Source organism: Collimonas sp. PA-H2 (assembly GCF_002564105.1).
GTDB lineage: Bacteria > Pseudomonadota > Gammaproteobacteria > Burkholderiales > Burkholderiaceae_D > Collimonas.
The window spans coordinates 4,465,798-4,482,162 of record NZ_PDBX01000001.1 but is presented as its reverse complement, the minus strand read 5'-3'; the positions used below and the strand labels follow the sequence as shown (position 1 = coordinate 4,482,162).

Here is a 16,365-nt window from a genome sequence, read left to right as displayed (position 1 = left end):
GCGATTCCTGCCCGGATCAAGCGCAATCTCGTAGAGTATATGAAAAACTCTATTTGTCTATACGCGGCAATCAATAACTCTGTTTTTAAGAGAGTTATGCAACATAAGCTGAATTGTAGTGCGCTCAGTCCGGAATCTTCGCCAGATCATCCAGCCATACAGTCGCTTCCGAGTCGCTGGGCGCGCGCCAGTCGCCGCGCGGCGACAAGGAACCGCCGTTGCCGACCTTGGGCGCGTTCGGCACGCAGGAACGCTTGAACTGGCTGCTGCGGAAAAAACGGTCGAGGAAAATCCCCAGGTTGCGCTTGATGGCCGCCAGGTCGTACTGGTTCCTGGCGACGGCTTTATCCTCATGCGGCCAGTTGCCCTTGCTCTTGTCGTGCCACGCCGAAAACGCCAGGAAAGCCACTTTCGAGGGCGCAAAGCCATAGCGCAGTATGTAATACAGATTGAAGTCTTGCAATTCGTAAGGGCCGATGACGTTTTCCGTGATCTGCTCCGGCTTGCCGCTGGCCTTGCCCGGCACCAGTTCCGGGCTGATTTCGGTATTCAGCACATTTAACAAGACATCGGAACCGAGATAGCCGATGGCGCCGGTGTCGGCCACCCAGCGCACCAGATGGGAAATCAGGGTCTTTGGCACGCTGGCGTTGACGTTGTAGTGCGACATGTGGTCGCCCACGCCATAAGTACACCAGCCCAGCGCCAGCTCGCTCAGGTCGCCGGTGCCGATCACGATGGCGTGATGGAAATTGGCCAGCCGGAACAGGTGGTTGGTGCGCTCCCCGGCCTGGACGTTTTCAAAGGTGATGTCGTACTGCTCCTGGCCGGCGGCGTAGGGATGGCCGAGGTCCTTCAGCATTTGCAGGCAGCTCGGGCGGATGTCGATTTCCGCCGCCGTGCTGCCGACCACCTGCATCAGTTGCCGTGCCTGCTGCAAGGTGCGGTCGCTGGTGGCGAAACCGGGCATGGTGTAAGCCAGGATATTGGAACGCGGCAGGTCCAGGCGATCCATGGCCTTGGCGCAGACCAGCAAGGCGTGGGTCGAATCGAGCCCGCCGGAGACGCCGATCACCACCTTGGACAGCTTGCTGGAGGAGAGCCGCTGCACCAGCGCCTGCACCTGGATGTTGTAGACCTCGGTACAGCGCTCGTCGCGCCGTTTGCTATCGGCCGGCACATAGGGGAAGCGCTCGACCTTGCGTTCCAGCGGCAAGGCCTGGTCCAGCGGCAGCGCCAGTTCAAAACGCACCACATCGAATTTCGCCACTTCCGCCGCATGGCGCCGCACCGACTGGCCGAAGGTGGTCTGCCGCATGCGTTCGCGTGACAAGCGTTCCAGATCGATATCGGCAAAAATGATATGCGAGGCATCCAGGAAGCGTTCTGATTCCGCCAGCAGTTCGCCGTTTTCATAGATCAGGGCTTGGCCGTCCCAGGCCAGGTCGGTCGACGATTCGCCCTTGCCGGCCGAGGTGAACAGATAGGCCGACACGCAGCGCGCGGATTGCTGGGCAACCAGCTGGTGACGATAAGCGGCTTTACCCACCAGTGCATTGGATGCGGACAGATTCACCAGCACGCTGGCGCCGGCCAGCGCGGCAAACGACGATGGCGGAATCGGCACCCAGACGTCTTCGCAAATCTCGGCATGGAAGCGCAGCAGCGGCAGGTTGGCGACCTCGAACAGCAAGCCGGCGCCGAAGGGAACCCTAGCTCCCAGCAGCGGGATCTCGCGCACCGCCGTGTTTTCAGCGGGGCTGAATTGGCGCAATTCGTAAAACTCGCCATAGTTGGGTGGATAGCTTTTCGGCACGATGCCCTGGATCCTGCCGCCGGCGACGACAGCCGCGCAATTGAACAACTGATGCTCAACCCGCAAAGGCAGGCCGACGATCATCACCAGCGAGAGTTCGGCCGAAGCAGCCACCACGTCGGCCAGCGCCGCTTCGCAGGCATCCAGCAAGGCGCGCTGGTGAAACAGGTCGTCGCAGGTATAAGCAGACAAACCCAGCTCCGGAAACGCTACCAGCACGGCGCCCTGCTCTTGGGCCCGGCGCGCCATGCGGATGGTTTCGGCGGCATTGAAAGCCGGATCGGCCACCCGGCAGTTGGGCACGGCGACCGCGACGCGCGCGAAATCATGGGAGTAAAGGTTGAGAAATTTATTGGTTGTCATCATTCTTCCTGCGCTCTGCGTGATGCTTTCAATTATCGCATGTAATGCCCTCTGCTCAGGATGGCGCGGCAGAGCTGCGGCGACGGTGCTAAACTTCTCGCTTATTTCCGTTTCCGCCCTCATCCTCATTCACGGCTCGTCCAGTCCTTGACCAATACCACAACAGTACGGAATACCGGCCAGTTCGCCACCCGCATCGTCGCCTCGCTGAGCGAAGTCGGCCAGGCGGCATGGGACGAACTGCTGGGCCTGCAAGCCGACGCCAATCCCTTCCTCTCCTTCGCCTTCCTGCACGCCTTGCATGAAAGCGGCAGCGCTTCGGAAAAATCGGGCTGGCAGCCGCAGTACATCACCTTGTGGGACCAGGCAGGAGGGCTGGCGGCGGCGCTGCCCTTGTACGTCAAGTACCATTCCTACGGCGAATACGTGTTCGACTGGGCATGGGCCGACGCCTACCAGCGCAACGGCCTGGACTACTATCCCAAGTTGCTGTCGGCGATTCCGTTTACGCCGGTGACCGGCGGCCGCCTGCTGGCGCGCGACGCCGCCGCCCGGGCGGCGCTGGTCCAGGTGCTGCAAGCACTGCGGCGCGACACCCAGACTTCCTCCACTCACATTCTGTATCCGCCGGCGGAACAGGCGGAAGCCTTGCAACAGGCCGGCTTCATGCTGCGCAGCGGCGTGCAGTTCCACTGGCTCAATCCCGGCTATCGCGATTTCGATCAGTTCCTCGCGACGCTGGAACGCAAGAAGCGCAAGAACATCGCGGCCGAGCGGCGCAAGGTAGCCGAAGCCGGCGTGCGCCTGCGCCGGGTGCGCGGCATCGACGCCACGGAGGCGGACTGGGCGTTTTTCAACCGCTGCTATGCGCACACCTACGCCGAGCATCGCTCCACGCCCTACCTCAACCTGGATTTCTTCCTGCGCATCGGCGCCAGCATGCCGCACAACATCCTGCTGATCGTGGCCGAGCGCGACGGCCGGCCGATTGCCTCGTCGCTGCTGATCCATACCGGACAGACCCTGTACGGCCGCTACTGGGGCGCACTGGAATTCGTGCCCTGCCTGCATTTTGAAACGGCCTACTACCAGCCGCTGGAATTCTGCATCGAGCAAAAAATAGCCTGCTTCGAAGGCGGCGCTCAGGGCGAACACAAGATGGCGCGCGGCTTCCTGCCGCAGAAAACCTGGTCGGCGCACTGGCTGGCGCATCCGGGTTTTGCCGACGCCGTGGCGAATTTTCTGGAACGGGAATCGGACGGCATCGACAGCTACATGGATGAGCTGAACGACCGCAATCCTTTCCGCTCAGCCCTGCCTTAACAAGCCACATCACTTCAAGAACAGCCATGCAACCGACCGATATCTTGCTAGCCTTGCTGACCGTCATGATCTGGGGCATGAATTTTGTCGTCATCAAGATCGGCCTGACAGGCTTGCCGCCGCTGCTGTTTTCGGCGCTGCGCTTTGTCTTTGCGGCGTTTCCGCTGGTGTTCTTCATCAAGCGGCCGGCGATACCCTGGCGCTATCTGGCCGGCTTCGGCCTGTTCCAGTTCGCCCTGCAGTTTTCCTTGCTGTTCTCCGGCATGCAGCTCGGCATAGGCGCCGGCCTGGCCTCGCTGGTGATCCAGTTGCAGGCGTTTTTCACCATCGGCCTGGCGGTGCTGCTGCTGGGCGAACGGCCGCTGCTGACGCAATTGCTGGGCGCGCTGGTCGCGCTAGCCGGCATCGTGCTGGTCTCCACCCATCTGGAAGCGCAAGCTACCGTGATCGGCTTCCTGCTGGTGATCGGCGCCGGCCTGAGCTGGGCCAGCGCCAATATCGTCACGAAGAAGATCGGCAAGGTCAATCCGCTGGCGCTGATGAGCTGGGGTTCGCTGATGGCGGCGCCGCCTCTGCTGCTGGCTTCGGCGCTGCTGGAAGGCCCGGCTGCCTGGCATGACGCCTTTATGCACTTTGGCTGGACCTCGGCGGCGGCGGTGTTTTACCAATCCTATCCGAACACCATCGTCGGCTACGGCATCTGGACCATCCTGATGCGCAAGTACCCGGCGGCGACGGTGGCGCCGTTCTCGCTACTGGTGCCGCTGGTGGGCATGCTGAGCGCCGCCATCCTGCTGGGCGAAGCGCTGCAGTGGTGGAAGATCGCCGCCGGCCTGTTGGTGCTGGGCGGGCTTGCCCTGAACCAATTCGGCGCGCGCCTGCTGCCGCTGCTCAGGCGCGCGTAGCGATTAGGCCCAGCCCCTGCTCGACGGCGTCGAGGAACAACCTGACCTTGGACGACAGATAGCGGTTCGGCAGATAAATGCCGTACAGGCGACGCTGCGGCAACGGCGCATATTGCGGCAGCAGCCTGATCAGTTTCTTTTGCGCCAGGTCGGCGCCGGTCATGTAATCCGGCAGCAGGCCAATGCCCATGCCGCGCAGCACGCACTGGTGCAGCCAGACGCTATTGTTGCAATTGATGTGCGGCGTAATCCTGATTTCGTGACGCGATCCAGGCTTGCCGTCGACTTCTTCAAACTGCCAGATGTCCTTGGCACCCATGATGTTGTCGGCCAGGCAGTCGTAGGCTGGCAATTCCTCCAGCGTCTGCGGCAAGCGCCGCGTGGCAAAATATTCGGCGCTGCCGACCACGCTCCAGCCGACCCGGTACAGCATGCGCGCATGGACGTTCTCCGGCGGCGTATTGGCGATGCGCAGCGCTACGTCGATGGAGCGTTCGGCGAGATCCAAGAACTGGTCAGACAGCGTCAGCTCCAGCTCGATTTCTGGATGCTGCTGCATGAAATTGCAGACGATATCCGGCAGGCAGACATTGGCGAAATTGGCCGGCGCTGTCACGCGCAAGATGCCTTGCGGCGAATCCTGCCGCCGCAGCACTTCCTGCTCGGCCTCCGCCACTTCCGACAAGATCGCCTTGCAGCGCCGGTAAAACACCTCGCCGGCCTCGGTCAGGCTGAGGCTGCGGGTGGTCCGCTGCAGCAGCTTGACCCGCAGCTCGCGCTCCAGCGCGCTGACCTGTTTGCTGACATGCGAATTCGACACTTCCAGCCGCGCCGCCGCGATGGAAAAGCTGCCGTGATCCGCCACCGCGACGAAAGCCACCATTCTTTGCAAATCGATCATATTTTCTATATAGAACTAATGATTTTATAAAACCTGATTTAATCATCATACAGAAACAATAAACTGGCTTCATCTTTCTTTTACGGAGCACCCAAGATGCAAGCCACCGACGTCTTCCTGGCAATCCTGACGGTCTCGATCTGGGGCCTTAACTTTGTAGCCATCAAGATCGGCCTGCAGGGTTTGCCGCCTATCCTGTTTTGCGCGCTGCGCTTCATTTTCGCGGCGCTGCCGCTGGTGTTCTTCATCAAGCGTCCGGCCATTCCATGGCGTTTGCTGCTTGCCTACGGCGGCCTGCAGTTCGCCGGCCAGTTTTCCTTGCTGTTCATCGGCATGAAGCTGGGATTCGCGCCAGGGCTGGCGTCGCTGGTGATGCAGCTGCAAGTGTTTTTCACGGTGGCGCTGGCGGTGCTGATACTGGGAGAGCGGGCGCGCGCGGCGCAAATTTTCGGCGCCCTGGTTGCCTTCGCCGGCATGGGCGTGGTCGCCGCCCATCTGGATGGCACGGCAACGGTGCTCGGCTTCGTGCTGGTGGTCGCGGCCGGACTCAGCTGGGCCGGCGCCAATATCGTCACCAAGCAGATCGGCAAGGTCAATCCGCTGGCGCTGGTGGCATGGGGTGCGCTGATGGCGGCGCCGGCGCTGTTGCTGGCATCGCTGGCGTTTGAGGGTGCGGCCGCCTGGCAGGATGCGGCGCAGCGCTTCAACTGGACCTCGGCCGGCGCCATCCTGTTCCAGTCCTATCCGACCACTATCCTCGGCTTTGCCATCTGGTCGACCTTGATGCGCAAATATCCGGCCGCCACGGTGGCGCCGTTCTCGCTGCTGGTGCCGGTGGCCGGCATGCTGAGCGCCTCCCTGATATTGGGAGAGGCGCTGCAGCCGTGGAAAATCATGGCAGGGCTGCTGGTGCTGTGCGGCCTGCTGCTGAACCAGTTCGGCGGCCGCCTGGCGCTGCTGCTGAAAACCGCCAGGCCATGAAAAAAGCGCACCGTGGTGCGCTTTTTCAGTAAACCCGGCCCGCTCAGGCAGGCCTCGGTTCCGGCAAATTACGCCGCGATGGACTTCTTGTAAGCCTCGACGCCCGCCAGGATTTCCTTGCGCGCTTCGTCAGGGCCGAACCAGCCGTCGATCTTGACCCATTTACCCTTTTCCAGGTCCTTGTAGTGTTCGAAGAAATGCTGGATCTGCTTCAGGCGCAGTTCATTCATGTCTTCCGGCTTTTGCCAGTGGGTGTAGATGCTCAGCACCTTGTCGACCGGCACCGCCAGCAGCTTGGCGTCCTGACCGGCTTCGTCCGACATCTTCAGCACGCCCACCGGACGGCAGCGCACCACCACGCCCGGGAACAGCGGGAACGGCGTGATCACCAGCACGTCGACCGGATCGCCATCTTCCGACAAGGTTTGCGGGATATAGCCGTAGTTGCACGGGTAGTGCATGGCAGTGCCCATGAAGCGGTCAACGAAAATCGCGCCGGATTCCTTGTCTACTTCGTATTTGATCGGATCGGCATTCATCGGGATTTCGATGATGACGTTGAAATCGTTTGGCAAATCGCGCCCGGCCGATACTTGATTCAGACTCATGGTGTGCTCTCGTCAATAATTAAAAAATTTGCTGGTGGACTGTAACAGCCGATTCGAGAGTGAAAGACGCGTACACGGCACGCAGGGCAAGGCGCAAAGCGGAGCAATAGCGAGGCTATTGCGAGCATTTGCAACGCCGCCATGCGGGTCGTGTACGTGGCAGGCGCTCTCGAATCGGCTGTTACAGTCCACCAATACCTTTGCAACCTTAAATTATAACGGCTGATAGTCTTATCGTGCGTTGCAACATCGAGTTATGTTGCACTTGATCGATATCTTTTAAGCAACTCACTAGCACTTCGTTGCAGGTAAAACATTAATCGGGGCGGATGCTGCGCCTCAACATGTTCCTTGCAAGCATTCCTGTTTTGTCTTATATTTCAGTAATTACTGAAAATTCAAAACATCATGCACACCATCCCTCCGAGCAATACACCTGCCGTCAGCACTCCGCCCACCCCATTGACGCCCCTCACTCAGCGCTTCATCTCGCACTTCGGCGAAATGGGCAGCCGCTGGGGCATCAATCGCACCGTCGGACAGATTTATGCGTTACTTTATGTCCTGGGGCAACCTTTGAATGCTGACCAGATTGCCGAATACCTGACGTTTTCCCGCTCCAACGTCAGCATGGGATTGAAAGAATTGCAATCGTGGCGCCTGGTCAAACTACTGCATCACCCCGGCGACCGTCGCGAGTATTTCGAACCGCCGAAAGATATCTGGGACATTTTCAAGACTTTGCTGGAAGAACGCCGGCGCCGCGAAATCGAGCCGACCTTGTCGATGTTGCGCGATGCGCTGCTGGAAACCCCGGCTAACGAGACCGACCAGCAGGCGCAGCAGCGGATGCGCGAAATGTACAACCTGATCGAGCTGTCCAGTTCCTGGTTTGACGATGTGCAGCGGCTCTCGCCGGAAACCCTGGCTTCGCTGATGAAGATGGGTTCCAAGGTCAAGAAGCTGCTGGATGTACGCGACAAGTTCCGCATGCCCGGCTCGGGCAGCAAGACCAAGAGCAGCAACGACCACCCCGATGTGCTGCAGAACGCTAAGGAGTAGACGTCCTATGTCTTTCGCCTTGAACAAACGCTTTACGCGCCTGCCGCTGGCGGTCGAAATCACCCTGATTTTGATCGTCAAGATTGCGCTGCTGACCGTGCTCTGGAAGGCCTTTTTTTCCGAGCCGCAGACCAAGAAAATGCGCATGCCGACTGACCTTGTAGAACAGCACATGCTCAGTCCGCAACCCGCCGCAATCCCTTCCCATCTACCCCCTTCTGAGGCCCGCCAATGATTCCTATCGATGAAGTCGTCGCCCTGTCGCGCCTGCAGTTCGCTGCGACCGCGATGTTCCATTTTCTATTCGTGCCGCTCACCCTCGGGCTGGCATGGATCCTGGTCATCATGGAGTCGGTCTATGTGATGACCGGCAGTCCGGTCTACAAGGACATGACGCGCTTCTGGGGCAAGCTGTTCGGCATCAATTTCGCCATGGGGATCGCCACCGGCATCACCTTGGAATTCCAGTTCGGCACCAACTGGTCGTATTACTCGCACTATGTCGGCGACATCTTCGGCACACCGCTGGCGATCGAAGGGATGATGGCCTTCTTCCTCGAATCGACCTTCGTCGGCCTGTTCTTCTTCGGCTGGGATCGCTTGTCGCGGGTCCAGCATCTGCTGGTCACCTTCCTGGTGGCGCTGGGCTCCAGCCTGTCGGCCTTGTGGATCCTGATCGCCAACGGCTGGATGAACAATCCGGTCGGCGCCGAGTTCAATTATGAAACCATGCGCATGGAGCTGACCAGCATCGTCGACGTCATCTTCAATCCGGTGGCGCAGGTGAAGTTCGTCCACACCCTGTCCGCAGGCTATGTCGCCGCTTCCATGTTCGTGCTGGGCATCTCCGCCTTTTATCTGCTGCGCGGCCGCGATACCGCCTTCGCCCTGCGCTCGTTTGCGATCGCGGCCGGCTTCGGCCTGGCCTCGACCCTGTCGGTGATCGTGCTCGGCGACGAATCCGGCTACACCGCGGGCGAAGTCAACAAGGTCAAGCTGGCGGCGATGGAGGCCGAATGGCATACCGAACCGGCGCCGGCCGGCATCACCGTGGTCGGCTGGCCCAACGAGAAAGAACAGCGCACCGACTATGCCATCAAGATCCCGTATGTGCTGGGCCTGATCGGCACCCGCTCAGCCGACAAGCAGATCACCGGCATCCAGGATCTGAAGAAGGAACATGAGGTACGCATCCGCAACGGCATGCTGGCCTACGCAGCCCTCACCCGCCTGAAAGGCGGCGACAAGTCGCCCGAGGCGGTGGCTGCCTTCGACCAGCGGAAAGACGATCTCGGCTACGGCCTGCTGCTGAAGAAGTACACGCCGAACGTGATCGACGCCACGCCGGAACAGATCGGTATGGCGGTCAACGACACCTTCCCGAAAATCGCGCCGATGTTCTGGTCGTTCCGCCTGATGGTCGGGCTGGGCATGCTGTTCCTGTTCATCTTCTCCTGCTCGTTCTACTTCCTGATCCGCAAGCAGCTGGCCAAGCAGCGCTGGCTGCTGCGCCTGGCGGTGTACAGCATCCCGCTGCCATGGGTCGCGATCGAGCTGGGCTGGCTGCTGGCGGAATACGGCCGCCAGCCATGGACCATCTCGGGCGTGCTGCCGACCCACCTGTCGGCTTCGACCCTGCAGCCTGGCAGCCTCTACTTCAGCCTGGCCGGCTTCCTCGGCTTCTATGGTTTCCTGTTCATCATTGAAATGATACTGATGGTGAAATACGCCCGCCGCGGCCCGAGCAGCCTGCATACCGGCAAGTACCACTGGGAACGTCTGGCAGCATCCACTTCCGATTCGAGCGCCAAGGCATAAGGAGAAACCGCCATGTTTGACTATGAAACCTTGAAAGTAATCTGGTGGGGCTTTGTCGGCGTGCTGTTGATCGGTTTCGCCCTCACTGACGGCTTCGACTTCGGGGTCGGCATGATGCTGCCCTTTATCGGCAAGACCGATGCCGAACGCCGGGTCGTCATCAATTCGATAGGCAGCACCTGGGAAGGCAACCAGACCTGGTTCATCACCGCCGGCGGCGCCATCTTCGCGGCCTGGCCGCTGGTCTACGGCGCGGCGTTCTCGGGTTTCTATGTGGCCTTGATGCTGCTGCTGTTCTCGCTGTTCTTCCGCCCGGTCGGCTTCGACTATCGCAGCAAGGTGGCCGATACGCGCTGGCGCAATGCCTGGGACTGGGGCTTGTTCGCCGGCGGGTTCGTGCCGCCGCTGATTTTCGGCGTCGCCTTCGGCAACCTGTTCCTCGGCGTGCCTTTCCACTACGACGACACCATGCGGGTGGAATACACCGGCAACTTCTTCCAGCTGCTCAATCCCTTCGGCTTGCTGGCTGGCCTGCTGAGCGTCGCCATGCTGCTGATGCACGGCGCGGCTTACCTGCAAGTCAAGACCGATGCCCTGATCGCCCAGCGGGCGCGCGGCGTCGCCAAGGTCGCCGGGCTGGTGACAGTGCTGTTGTTCGTGGCAGGCGGCTTCTGGGTGGCTTTCGGCATCCACGGCTACCGCATCACCGGCATGCCGGACGCCAACAGCGCCTTCATGCCTATTGTCAAGACCGTGACTACTGCCAACGGCGCCTGGCTCGACAACTACGCACGCTGGCCTGCGATCTGGGCCTTGCCGATCATTGCAGTAGCCGGCGCTTTGCTGTGCGTAGTGTTCAGCGCCGCCAACAAGGCCATGGCAGCATTCCTGTCCAGCGGCCTTTGTGTGACCGCCATTATCCTCACTGCCGGCGCCTCGCTGTTCCCGTTCATCATGCCGTCTTCGCTAGCTCCCAACAGCAGCCTGACGATCTGGGATGCGGTATCCAGCCACAAGACGCTAGGCATCATGTTCTGGGTGGTGGTCATCATGCTGCCGATCATCATGCTTTATACAAGCTGGGTGTACCGGGTCATGCGCGGCAAGGTCACGCTCAAGCATATCGAAGACAACGAACACACTGCTTATTAAGCGCACGGACAGGAGAAGATTATGTGGTATTTCGCATGGATATTAGGAGTCGGCCTGGCGCTGGCGTTCGGCATCATCAACGTTATGTGGCTGGAGGCCAATTACGCCTTCGGCAGCAGGGATGAAGAAACCACGCGCGAACGCTTTGAAAGCGCGGCGGCCGAACATGAACAAGCACGGGCGCGCAAGAAATGAGCGCCGCCTATGCCGTGGCAAACCTGGTTGCCCCCAGCGCGGAGTGCGAGGCGCTCTTGCCTGACCATGATTTTGTCGATGCCTACCAGGTCCTGGCCAGCCTTCCCGGCCTGAGCGCCAGACAGGCCGCCGAGGCCATCATCAAGCATCCGCCCGGCTGGATCAGACAACTGATGGCGACCCGCAACCGCGTGATGAGTTTGTTCCGGCTGCGCACGGTGGAATTCGGCGTCGACGATCCGCGTGCGCTGCCGCATACGTTGGGCGGCTTCCCGCTGGTGGCGCAATCGGATCGCGAAGTGGTGCTGGGATTCGACGACAACCACCTGGATTTCCGCATCAGCATCAGAGTCGCGCCGGACGGCCCGGAGGCAACGCAAGTGACGCTCTCGACCATCGTCAAGACCAACAACTTGCTGGGACGCAGCTATCTGGCGACGATCAAGCCTTTCCACCGGCTGATCGTGCGCCATCTGCTGGAGCATGCACGCTTCCGGCTGCAACCGCCCTGAGCCTGGCTATCAACGCAGGTTCAGCTTGCGGTACACCGTATTGCGCGACACCCCCAGGGCCTTGGCGGTAGCGGAAACGTTGCCGCCGCTGGCCTCAAACGCCTGCCTTACAGCCGTTTGCGCCAGATCCTCCAGGCTGCCGCTGCCGGCAGCGTTAAGCGCTGCCGGCGGTAACGCTTGCACGTCTTCCAGGAAATCGTCAGGCAAGTGCTCCAACCGGATCACGCGGTCGGCGCCGGCCATCACCACCGCGGTCCTGAGCAGGTTGCTCAATTGGCGGAAATTGCCCGGCCAGCCGTGGCGATGGAACAGTGCCATGATATCCGGCGCAACCGTACAGCAAGGCTCGCCGCCGGGCTCTTCCAGCAGCAGCTTGTTAACGATGGCCTCAAGGTCGGAACGTTCGCGCAAGGCCGGCAGCTTGACCACCAGCCCGTTCAGGCGATAGTACAGGTCCTCGCGGAACAGGCTGGCGGCAATCAGCTCGCGCAGGTTGCGGTTGGTGGCGCAGATCAGCGCCAGGTTGACCGGAATCGACTTGGTGCTGCCCAGCGGCGTCACCATCCGTTCCTGCAGCACGCGCAGCAGGCGCGCCTGCAAGGCCAGTGGCATATCGCCGATTTCATCCAGGAACAAGGTGCCGCCGTTGGCTTGCAGGATCTTGCCCTGGCCGCCTTTTTTCCGGGCGCCGGTAAATGCTCCCTCTTCGTAGCCGAACAGCTCAGACTCGATCAGCGTTTCCGGAATCGATGCGCAATTGACCGCGACGAAAGCGCCATGCCGGCGCGGTGAATCGTTGTGGATCGCCTGCGCCAGCAATTCCTTGCCGGTGCCGGTTTCGCCGGTGATCAGCACCGGGATGTCGCGCCCTCTTACCTTGTCCAGCTTGCCGATCAGCGCCGCCATCTGCGGATCGCCGGTATTCAGGTAACGCAGACTGGAGAGCCGCGGTGGCGATTTCGACGGCGCCGGCGCGGCGGCATCCGCCGCCGGCCGGACTTCGCTGAAATGCTGGAACACGCTGTTCGACAGCCTCAGCTCTGCTTTCGCAGACACTCTGACGCCGCTGTGCAGGCAAAGATCAAGCAAGCCCGGCGCCGCCGTTCGATAATGATCGAACAAGGTCGATACCGGCAAGCCGAACAGCGAGCTGAAGGTATGCGACTGCAATGCCGTCAGCGGCAAGCCGAGCTGGAACAAGGCGCTGCGGTTGGCGGACAGGAAACGCCCGCCCGGCGTAAAGCAGGCGATGCCCTCCATCAGCGTGCCGACGAATTCGGGACGGCTGTGGAAATGCAAGGTGACCGCATTTTCAAACGCGGCGGTAAACAGCTGGTTCTCGATCATCTGCGCCGACATCCGCACCAGCGCCATGGTGTGCTTGTGGTAGCTGTCGCGGTCGCCGCTGACATCCAGTACGCCGAGGATCTTGCCTTGGTGGTCGAAGATCGGCGCTGCCGAACAAGTCAGGAAATGGTTGGCCTGCAGGTAATGGGCGTCGGCATGCACCGTGGTCGGCGCCCGCTCCGCCAGCGCGGTGCCGATGGCGTTGGTGCCCTTGCTTTGTTCGGACCAGGCCACGCCCGGATTCAGCGCCACCCGCTCGGCCTTGACCAGGAAATCGTCGTCGCCCAGCGCATGCACGATGACGCCGCTGGCATCGGTCAGCAGCACCATGTTGTGGGTATTGATGATCTGCTCGTACAGCGTTTCCATGACCGGCAAGGCATGCGTGTACAGCGCATGGTTCTGCTCCAGCAGCAAGGACAGGGCAGCCGCGCCGAGCGGCCCGATATCGGGCTTGTCCTGCCGCGCCAGGCCGTACGCGCTGGAACGCTGGTGCGATTTCTCGATCACGCCGGGGTCGCTGGCCGCCAGCGCAAAGCGCTGCGCCGGCCGGTTGCATGAGAGGTCACTCATCGGGTCTCCTTCGGCCGGCAATGCCCGCCTGTGCGTCGGGCGCTGACGCGCCTCTAGAGGTAATTAACCCTTAGTCTACCTTCGAATGACTATCGATGTGATTAAACTGCGGCGCACGGCGCAGTATGGTCGCGCAAGACGGGGAAACCCCTGCCACCTGCCAGACAGGCGCCATGCAACCGGGACAGCGGCATCAGTTGCCAGACTGGCTACCCAATAACAAAGGAGTTTCGGCCACCCTGGCATATTCGTCATCGCTGAACAAGCGCGAGCGGCTGAGAAACCTGAGGCCGCTGCCGTTTTCCAGGGAAAACATGCCGCCGTTGCCCTGCACGACATCGATGATCAGCTGGGTGTGCTTCCAGTATTCAAACTGCTCTGCGCCGATGTAGAACGGCGCGCCGTCCAGGTCGCCCAGATAGACATCGGCATCGCCGACCTGGAATTCTCCCAGCGCGTAGCACATGGGCGAACTGCCGTCGCAGCAGCCGCCCGATTGGAAAAACATCACCGGACCATGCTTTTGCCTGAGGCTGCGCAACAGGTCGAGTGCGGCGGCGGTGGCGCTGACGCGGGCGATAATCGAGGGCATGATTGACCTTGCAGGTAGCACGCAACTGGTGGCAAAAACGGTCCTGCCTGCCGCTTGCCAGGCAGGACCGCGCGGCTTTAGAAAAAGCCCATGGCGTCAGGACTGTAGCTGACCAGCAGGTTCTTGGTCTGCTGATAATGATCCAGCATCATCTTGTGGTTTTCGCGGCCGATGCCGGATTGCTTGTAGCCGCCAAACGCTGCATGGGCCGGATACAGATGATAGCAATTGGTCCAGACGCGGCCGGCCTGGATCCCGCGCCCCATGCGGAAGGCGCGCGAGCCGTCGCGCGTCCACAGACCGGCGCCGAGCCCGTACAAGGTATCGTTGGCCAGCGCCAGCGCCTCTTCCTCATCCTTGAAGGTGGTCACCGACAGCACCGGGCCGAAGATTTCTTCCTGGAAGATGCGCATCTTGTTGTTGCCTTCGAATACCGTCGGTTCGACGTAGAAGCCGGCTTCGAAATCACCGCCCAGTTGCTTGCGCGCGCCGCCGGTGAGCAGCTTGGCGCCCTCCTGCTTGCCGATGTCGATGTAAGACATGATTTTTTCCAGCTGCTCCTGCGAAGCCTGGGCGCCGATCATGGTTGCGCTGTCAAGCGGATTGCCCTGCTTGATGGCCTTGACCCGTTTCAATGCCCGCTCAATGAAACGGTCGTAGATCGATTCCTGGATCAACGCGCGCGAAGGACAGGTGCAGACCTCGCCCTGGTTCAGCGCAAACATGGCGAAGCCTTCCAGGCATTTGTCGAAGAAGGCATCGTCCTGGTCCATCACATCGGCAAAGAACACATTGGGCGATTTGCCGCCCAGCTCCAGCGTCACAGGAATGATGTTTTGCGAAGCATATTGCATGATCAGGCGGCCGGTGGTGGTCTCGCCGGTGAAAGCGATCTTGGCGATGCGCTTGCTGGAGGCCAGCGGCTTGCCGGCTTCCAGGCCGAAGCCGTTGACGATATTCAGGACACCGGGAGGCAGCAAGTCTTGCACCAGCTCGATCCAGACCATGATCGAGGCCGGCGTCTGCTCGGCCGGCTTGATCACCACGCAATTGCCGGCCGCCAGCGCCGGCGCCAGCTTCCACACCGCCATCAGGATCGGGAAGTTCCAGGGAATGATCTGGCCGACCACGCCCAGCGGTTCATGGAAATGGTAGGCATAGGTCTGCTCGTCGATGGTCGCCACCGAACCTTCCTGGGCGCGGATGCAGCCGGCGAAATAGCGGAAGTGGTCGATCGCCAGCGGGATGTCAGCCGCAGTGGTTTCGCGGATCGGCTTGCCGTTGTCGATGGTTTCGGCGATCGCCAGCAATTCCAGGTTGGCTTCCATGCGGTCGGCGATCTTGTTCAGGATATTGGCGCGCTCGGCCGGCGAGGTCTTGCCCCAGGCGGCCTTGGCGGCATGGGCGGCGTCCAGCGCCAGTTCGATGTCTTCCGCGCTGGAACGGGCGATTTCGCAGAAGGTCTTGCCGATCACCGGGCTGACATTCTCGAAATACTCACCCTTGACCGGCGGCACAAACTTGCCGCCGATGAAATTGTCGTAACGTTGCTTGAATGGATTGCGGGTAGCTAGCTTGCTGATGTCTGCGAGATTCATGTCGTCCTCTGGCCTTGGTTGGAGTCATTGTCTGGAGTGGTTCTGAACAAACTACACCTGACATGGCGCAATGAACGTGCCAGCCGCCGGCGCGTGCCAGGAGCCGCCAAACAGCAGGCAAGAGAGGGGGAATATCCGTTTCGGATGGCTGTCTGGACACCAGGAAGATGTTCAGTTATTGAACAAGGATGTGGTACATGTGCTGCGAAATGCAACACCGGGACCAGCCGCTATATTGCGGCCGGGAGACGCCAGCTTCAGGCCGCGCAGCTTTCCTGCGGCGCCGCCGCTTCAGCGTGATCGGCAGGACCGACCTCATCGGCCGGCGCGCCATCGTCAACGCTGATGGCGATGGCGACCTGCTCCAGCTTGGTCACCGCCACATTCAGGGAATCGTTGATCTGCGCCCTGGTATGTTCCGGCATGGTTTCAGCGATCTGCGCCACCGCCCCTGCCAGATCGATCACCGCCAGCGTCAGGTTGGCAATCAGGTCTCGCTCATTCGTCATCTTTTATGGTCCTCATGGTCCTGTATTTGGGTCCTGTATCATACGGGGCTGGCATTATTACACTAGCGGACCAGATACGACACCGCCCTGCGATAAAAAAATGCCCGCGA

Annotated in this window: 16 protein-coding genes; 9 read left to right on the top strand and 7 right to left on the bottom strand. The window is 60.9% G+C overall.

Going from position 1 to position 16,365, the window contains the following annotated elements:
- Nucleotides 1-124: 124 nt before the first annotated feature.
- Nucleotides 125-2,179, bottom strand: coding sequence for an NAD(+) synthase (locus BCF11_RS20650; RefSeq protein ID WP_369827802.1), 2,055 nt, complete (start codon nt 2,177-2,179; stop codon nt 125-127).
- Between the two features lie 147 nt (nt 2,180-2,326).
- Here BCF11_RS20650 and BCF11_RS20645 point away from each other — a divergent pair, with 147 nt between their 5' ends.
- Both BCF11_RS20645 and BCF11_RS20640 read left to right on the top strand, forming a co-directional pair.
- Nucleotides 2,327-3,502: a GNAT family N-acetyltransferase gene (locus BCF11_RS20645; protein WP_233212564.1), complete on the top strand. Its 1,176-nt coding sequence runs from the start codon at nt 2,327-2,329 to the stop codon at nt 3,500-3,502.
- Nucleotides 3,503-3,528: 26 nt separating this feature from the next.
- Nucleotides 3,529-4,407 carry an EamA family transporter gene (locus tag BCF11_RS20640; protein WP_098496405.1) on the top strand — a complete coding sequence of 293 codons (879 nt, stop codon included), beginning with the start codon at nt 3,529-3,531 and terminating at the stop codon, nt 4,405-4,407.
- Here the strand turns inward: BCF11_RS20640 and BCF11_RS20635 are convergent.
- Entirely contained in the window at nt 4,394-5,308 is a 915-nt protein-coding gene (locus tag BCF11_RS20635; RefSeq protein ID WP_098496404.1) for a LysR family transcriptional regulator, read from the bottom strand. The genes BCF11_RS20640 and BCF11_RS20635 overlap by 14 nt on opposite strands.
- Before the next feature lie 96 nt (nt 5,309-5,404).
- On the opposite strand from BCF11_RS20635, the gene BCF11_RS20630 reads away from it, so the two are divergent.
- Nucleotides 5,405-6,289, top strand: coding sequence for an EamA family transporter (locus BCF11_RS20630; protein ID WP_098496403.1), 885 nt, complete (start codon nt 5,405-5,407; stop codon nt 6,287-6,289).
- Nucleotides 6,290-6,357: 68 nt separating this feature from the next.
- Here the strand turns inward: BCF11_RS20630 and ppa are convergent, their stop codons facing one another.
- Nucleotides 6,358-6,897: an inorganic diphosphatase gene (ppa, locus tag BCF11_RS20625; protein WP_062114092.1), complete on the bottom strand. Its 540-nt coding sequence runs from the start codon at nt 6,895-6,897 to the stop codon at nt 6,358-6,360.
- Nucleotides 6,898-7,305: 408 nt separating this feature from the next.
- On the opposite strand from ppa, the gene BCF11_RS20620 reads away from it, so the two are divergent.
- The 6 genes from BCF11_RS20620 to BCF11_RS20595 are packed head-to-tail and all read left to right on the top strand — an operon-like array spanning nt 7,306 to nt 11,636.
- A complete protein-coding gene (locus BCF11_RS20620; RefSeq protein ID WP_098496402.1) occupies nt 7,306-7,959 on the top strand; it encodes a GbsR/MarR family transcriptional regulator in 654 nt (217 codons plus the stop codon).
- 7 nt (nt 7,960-7,966) lie between these two features.
- Entirely contained in the window at nt 7,967-8,194 is a 228-nt protein-coding gene (gene cydP, locus BCF11_RS20615) for a cytochrome oxidase putative small subunit CydP (RefSeq protein ID WP_098496401.1), read from the top strand.
- On the top strand, nt 8,191-9,777 hold the full coding sequence (locus BCF11_RS20610; RefSeq protein WP_098496400.1) for a cytochrome ubiquinol oxidase subunit I: 1,587 nt from the start codon (nt 8,191-8,193) through the stop codon (nt 9,775-9,777). The genes cydP and BCF11_RS20610 overlap by 4 nt, the downstream gene beginning before the upstream one ends.
- Before the next feature lie 12 nt (nt 9,778-9,789).
- A complete protein-coding gene (gene cydB / locus BCF11_RS20605) occupies nt 9,790-10,929 on the top strand; it encodes a cytochrome d ubiquinol oxidase subunit II (RefSeq protein WP_098496399.1) in 1,140 nt (379 codons plus the stop codon).
- Nucleotides 10,930-10,950: 21 nt separating this feature from the next.
- A complete protein-coding gene (gene cydX / locus BCF11_RS20600; protein WP_061540764.1) occupies nt 10,951-11,124 on the top strand; it encodes a cytochrome bd-I oxidase subunit CydX in 174 nt (57 codons plus the stop codon).
- Nucleotides 11,121-11,636, top strand: a complete 516-nt coding sequence (locus BCF11_RS20595; RefSeq protein WP_098496398.1) for a DUF2867 domain-containing protein — start codon at nt 11,121-11,123, stop codon at nt 11,634-11,636. The genes cydX and BCF11_RS20595 overlap by 4 nt, the downstream gene beginning before the upstream one ends.
- A 9-nt stretch (nt 11,637-11,645) precedes the next feature.
- On the opposite strand, the gene BCF11_RS20590 is transcribed toward BCF11_RS20595, so the two are convergent.
- The 4 genes from BCF11_RS20590 to BCF11_RS20575 form a co-directional block, all read right to left on the bottom strand.
- Nucleotides 11,646-13,556: a sigma-54-dependent Fis family transcriptional regulator gene (locus tag BCF11_RS20590; protein WP_098496397.1), complete on the bottom strand. Its 1,911-nt coding sequence runs from the start codon at nt 13,554-13,556 to the stop codon at nt 11,646-11,648.
- A gap of 193 nt (nt 13,557-13,749) precedes the next feature.
- The gene (locus BCF11_RS20585) at nt 13,750-14,148 is read right to left on the bottom strand and encodes a DUF779 domain-containing protein (protein ID WP_098496396.1); all 399 of its coding nucleotides are present in this window, start codon (nt 14,146-14,148) and stop codon (nt 13,750-13,752) included.
- 77 nt (nt 14,149-14,225) lie between these two features.
- Nucleotides 14,226-15,746, bottom strand: coding sequence for an aldehyde dehydrogenase (gene adh, locus BCF11_RS20580; RefSeq protein WP_098496395.1), 1,521 nt, complete (start codon nt 15,744-15,746; stop codon nt 14,226-14,228).
- Between the two features lie 257 nt (nt 15,747-16,003).
- A complete protein-coding gene (locus BCF11_RS20575; RefSeq protein WP_098496394.1) occupies nt 16,004-16,255 on the bottom strand; it encodes a hypothetical protein in 252 nt (83 codons plus the stop codon).
- Nucleotides 16,256-16,365: the final 110 nt, after the last annotated feature.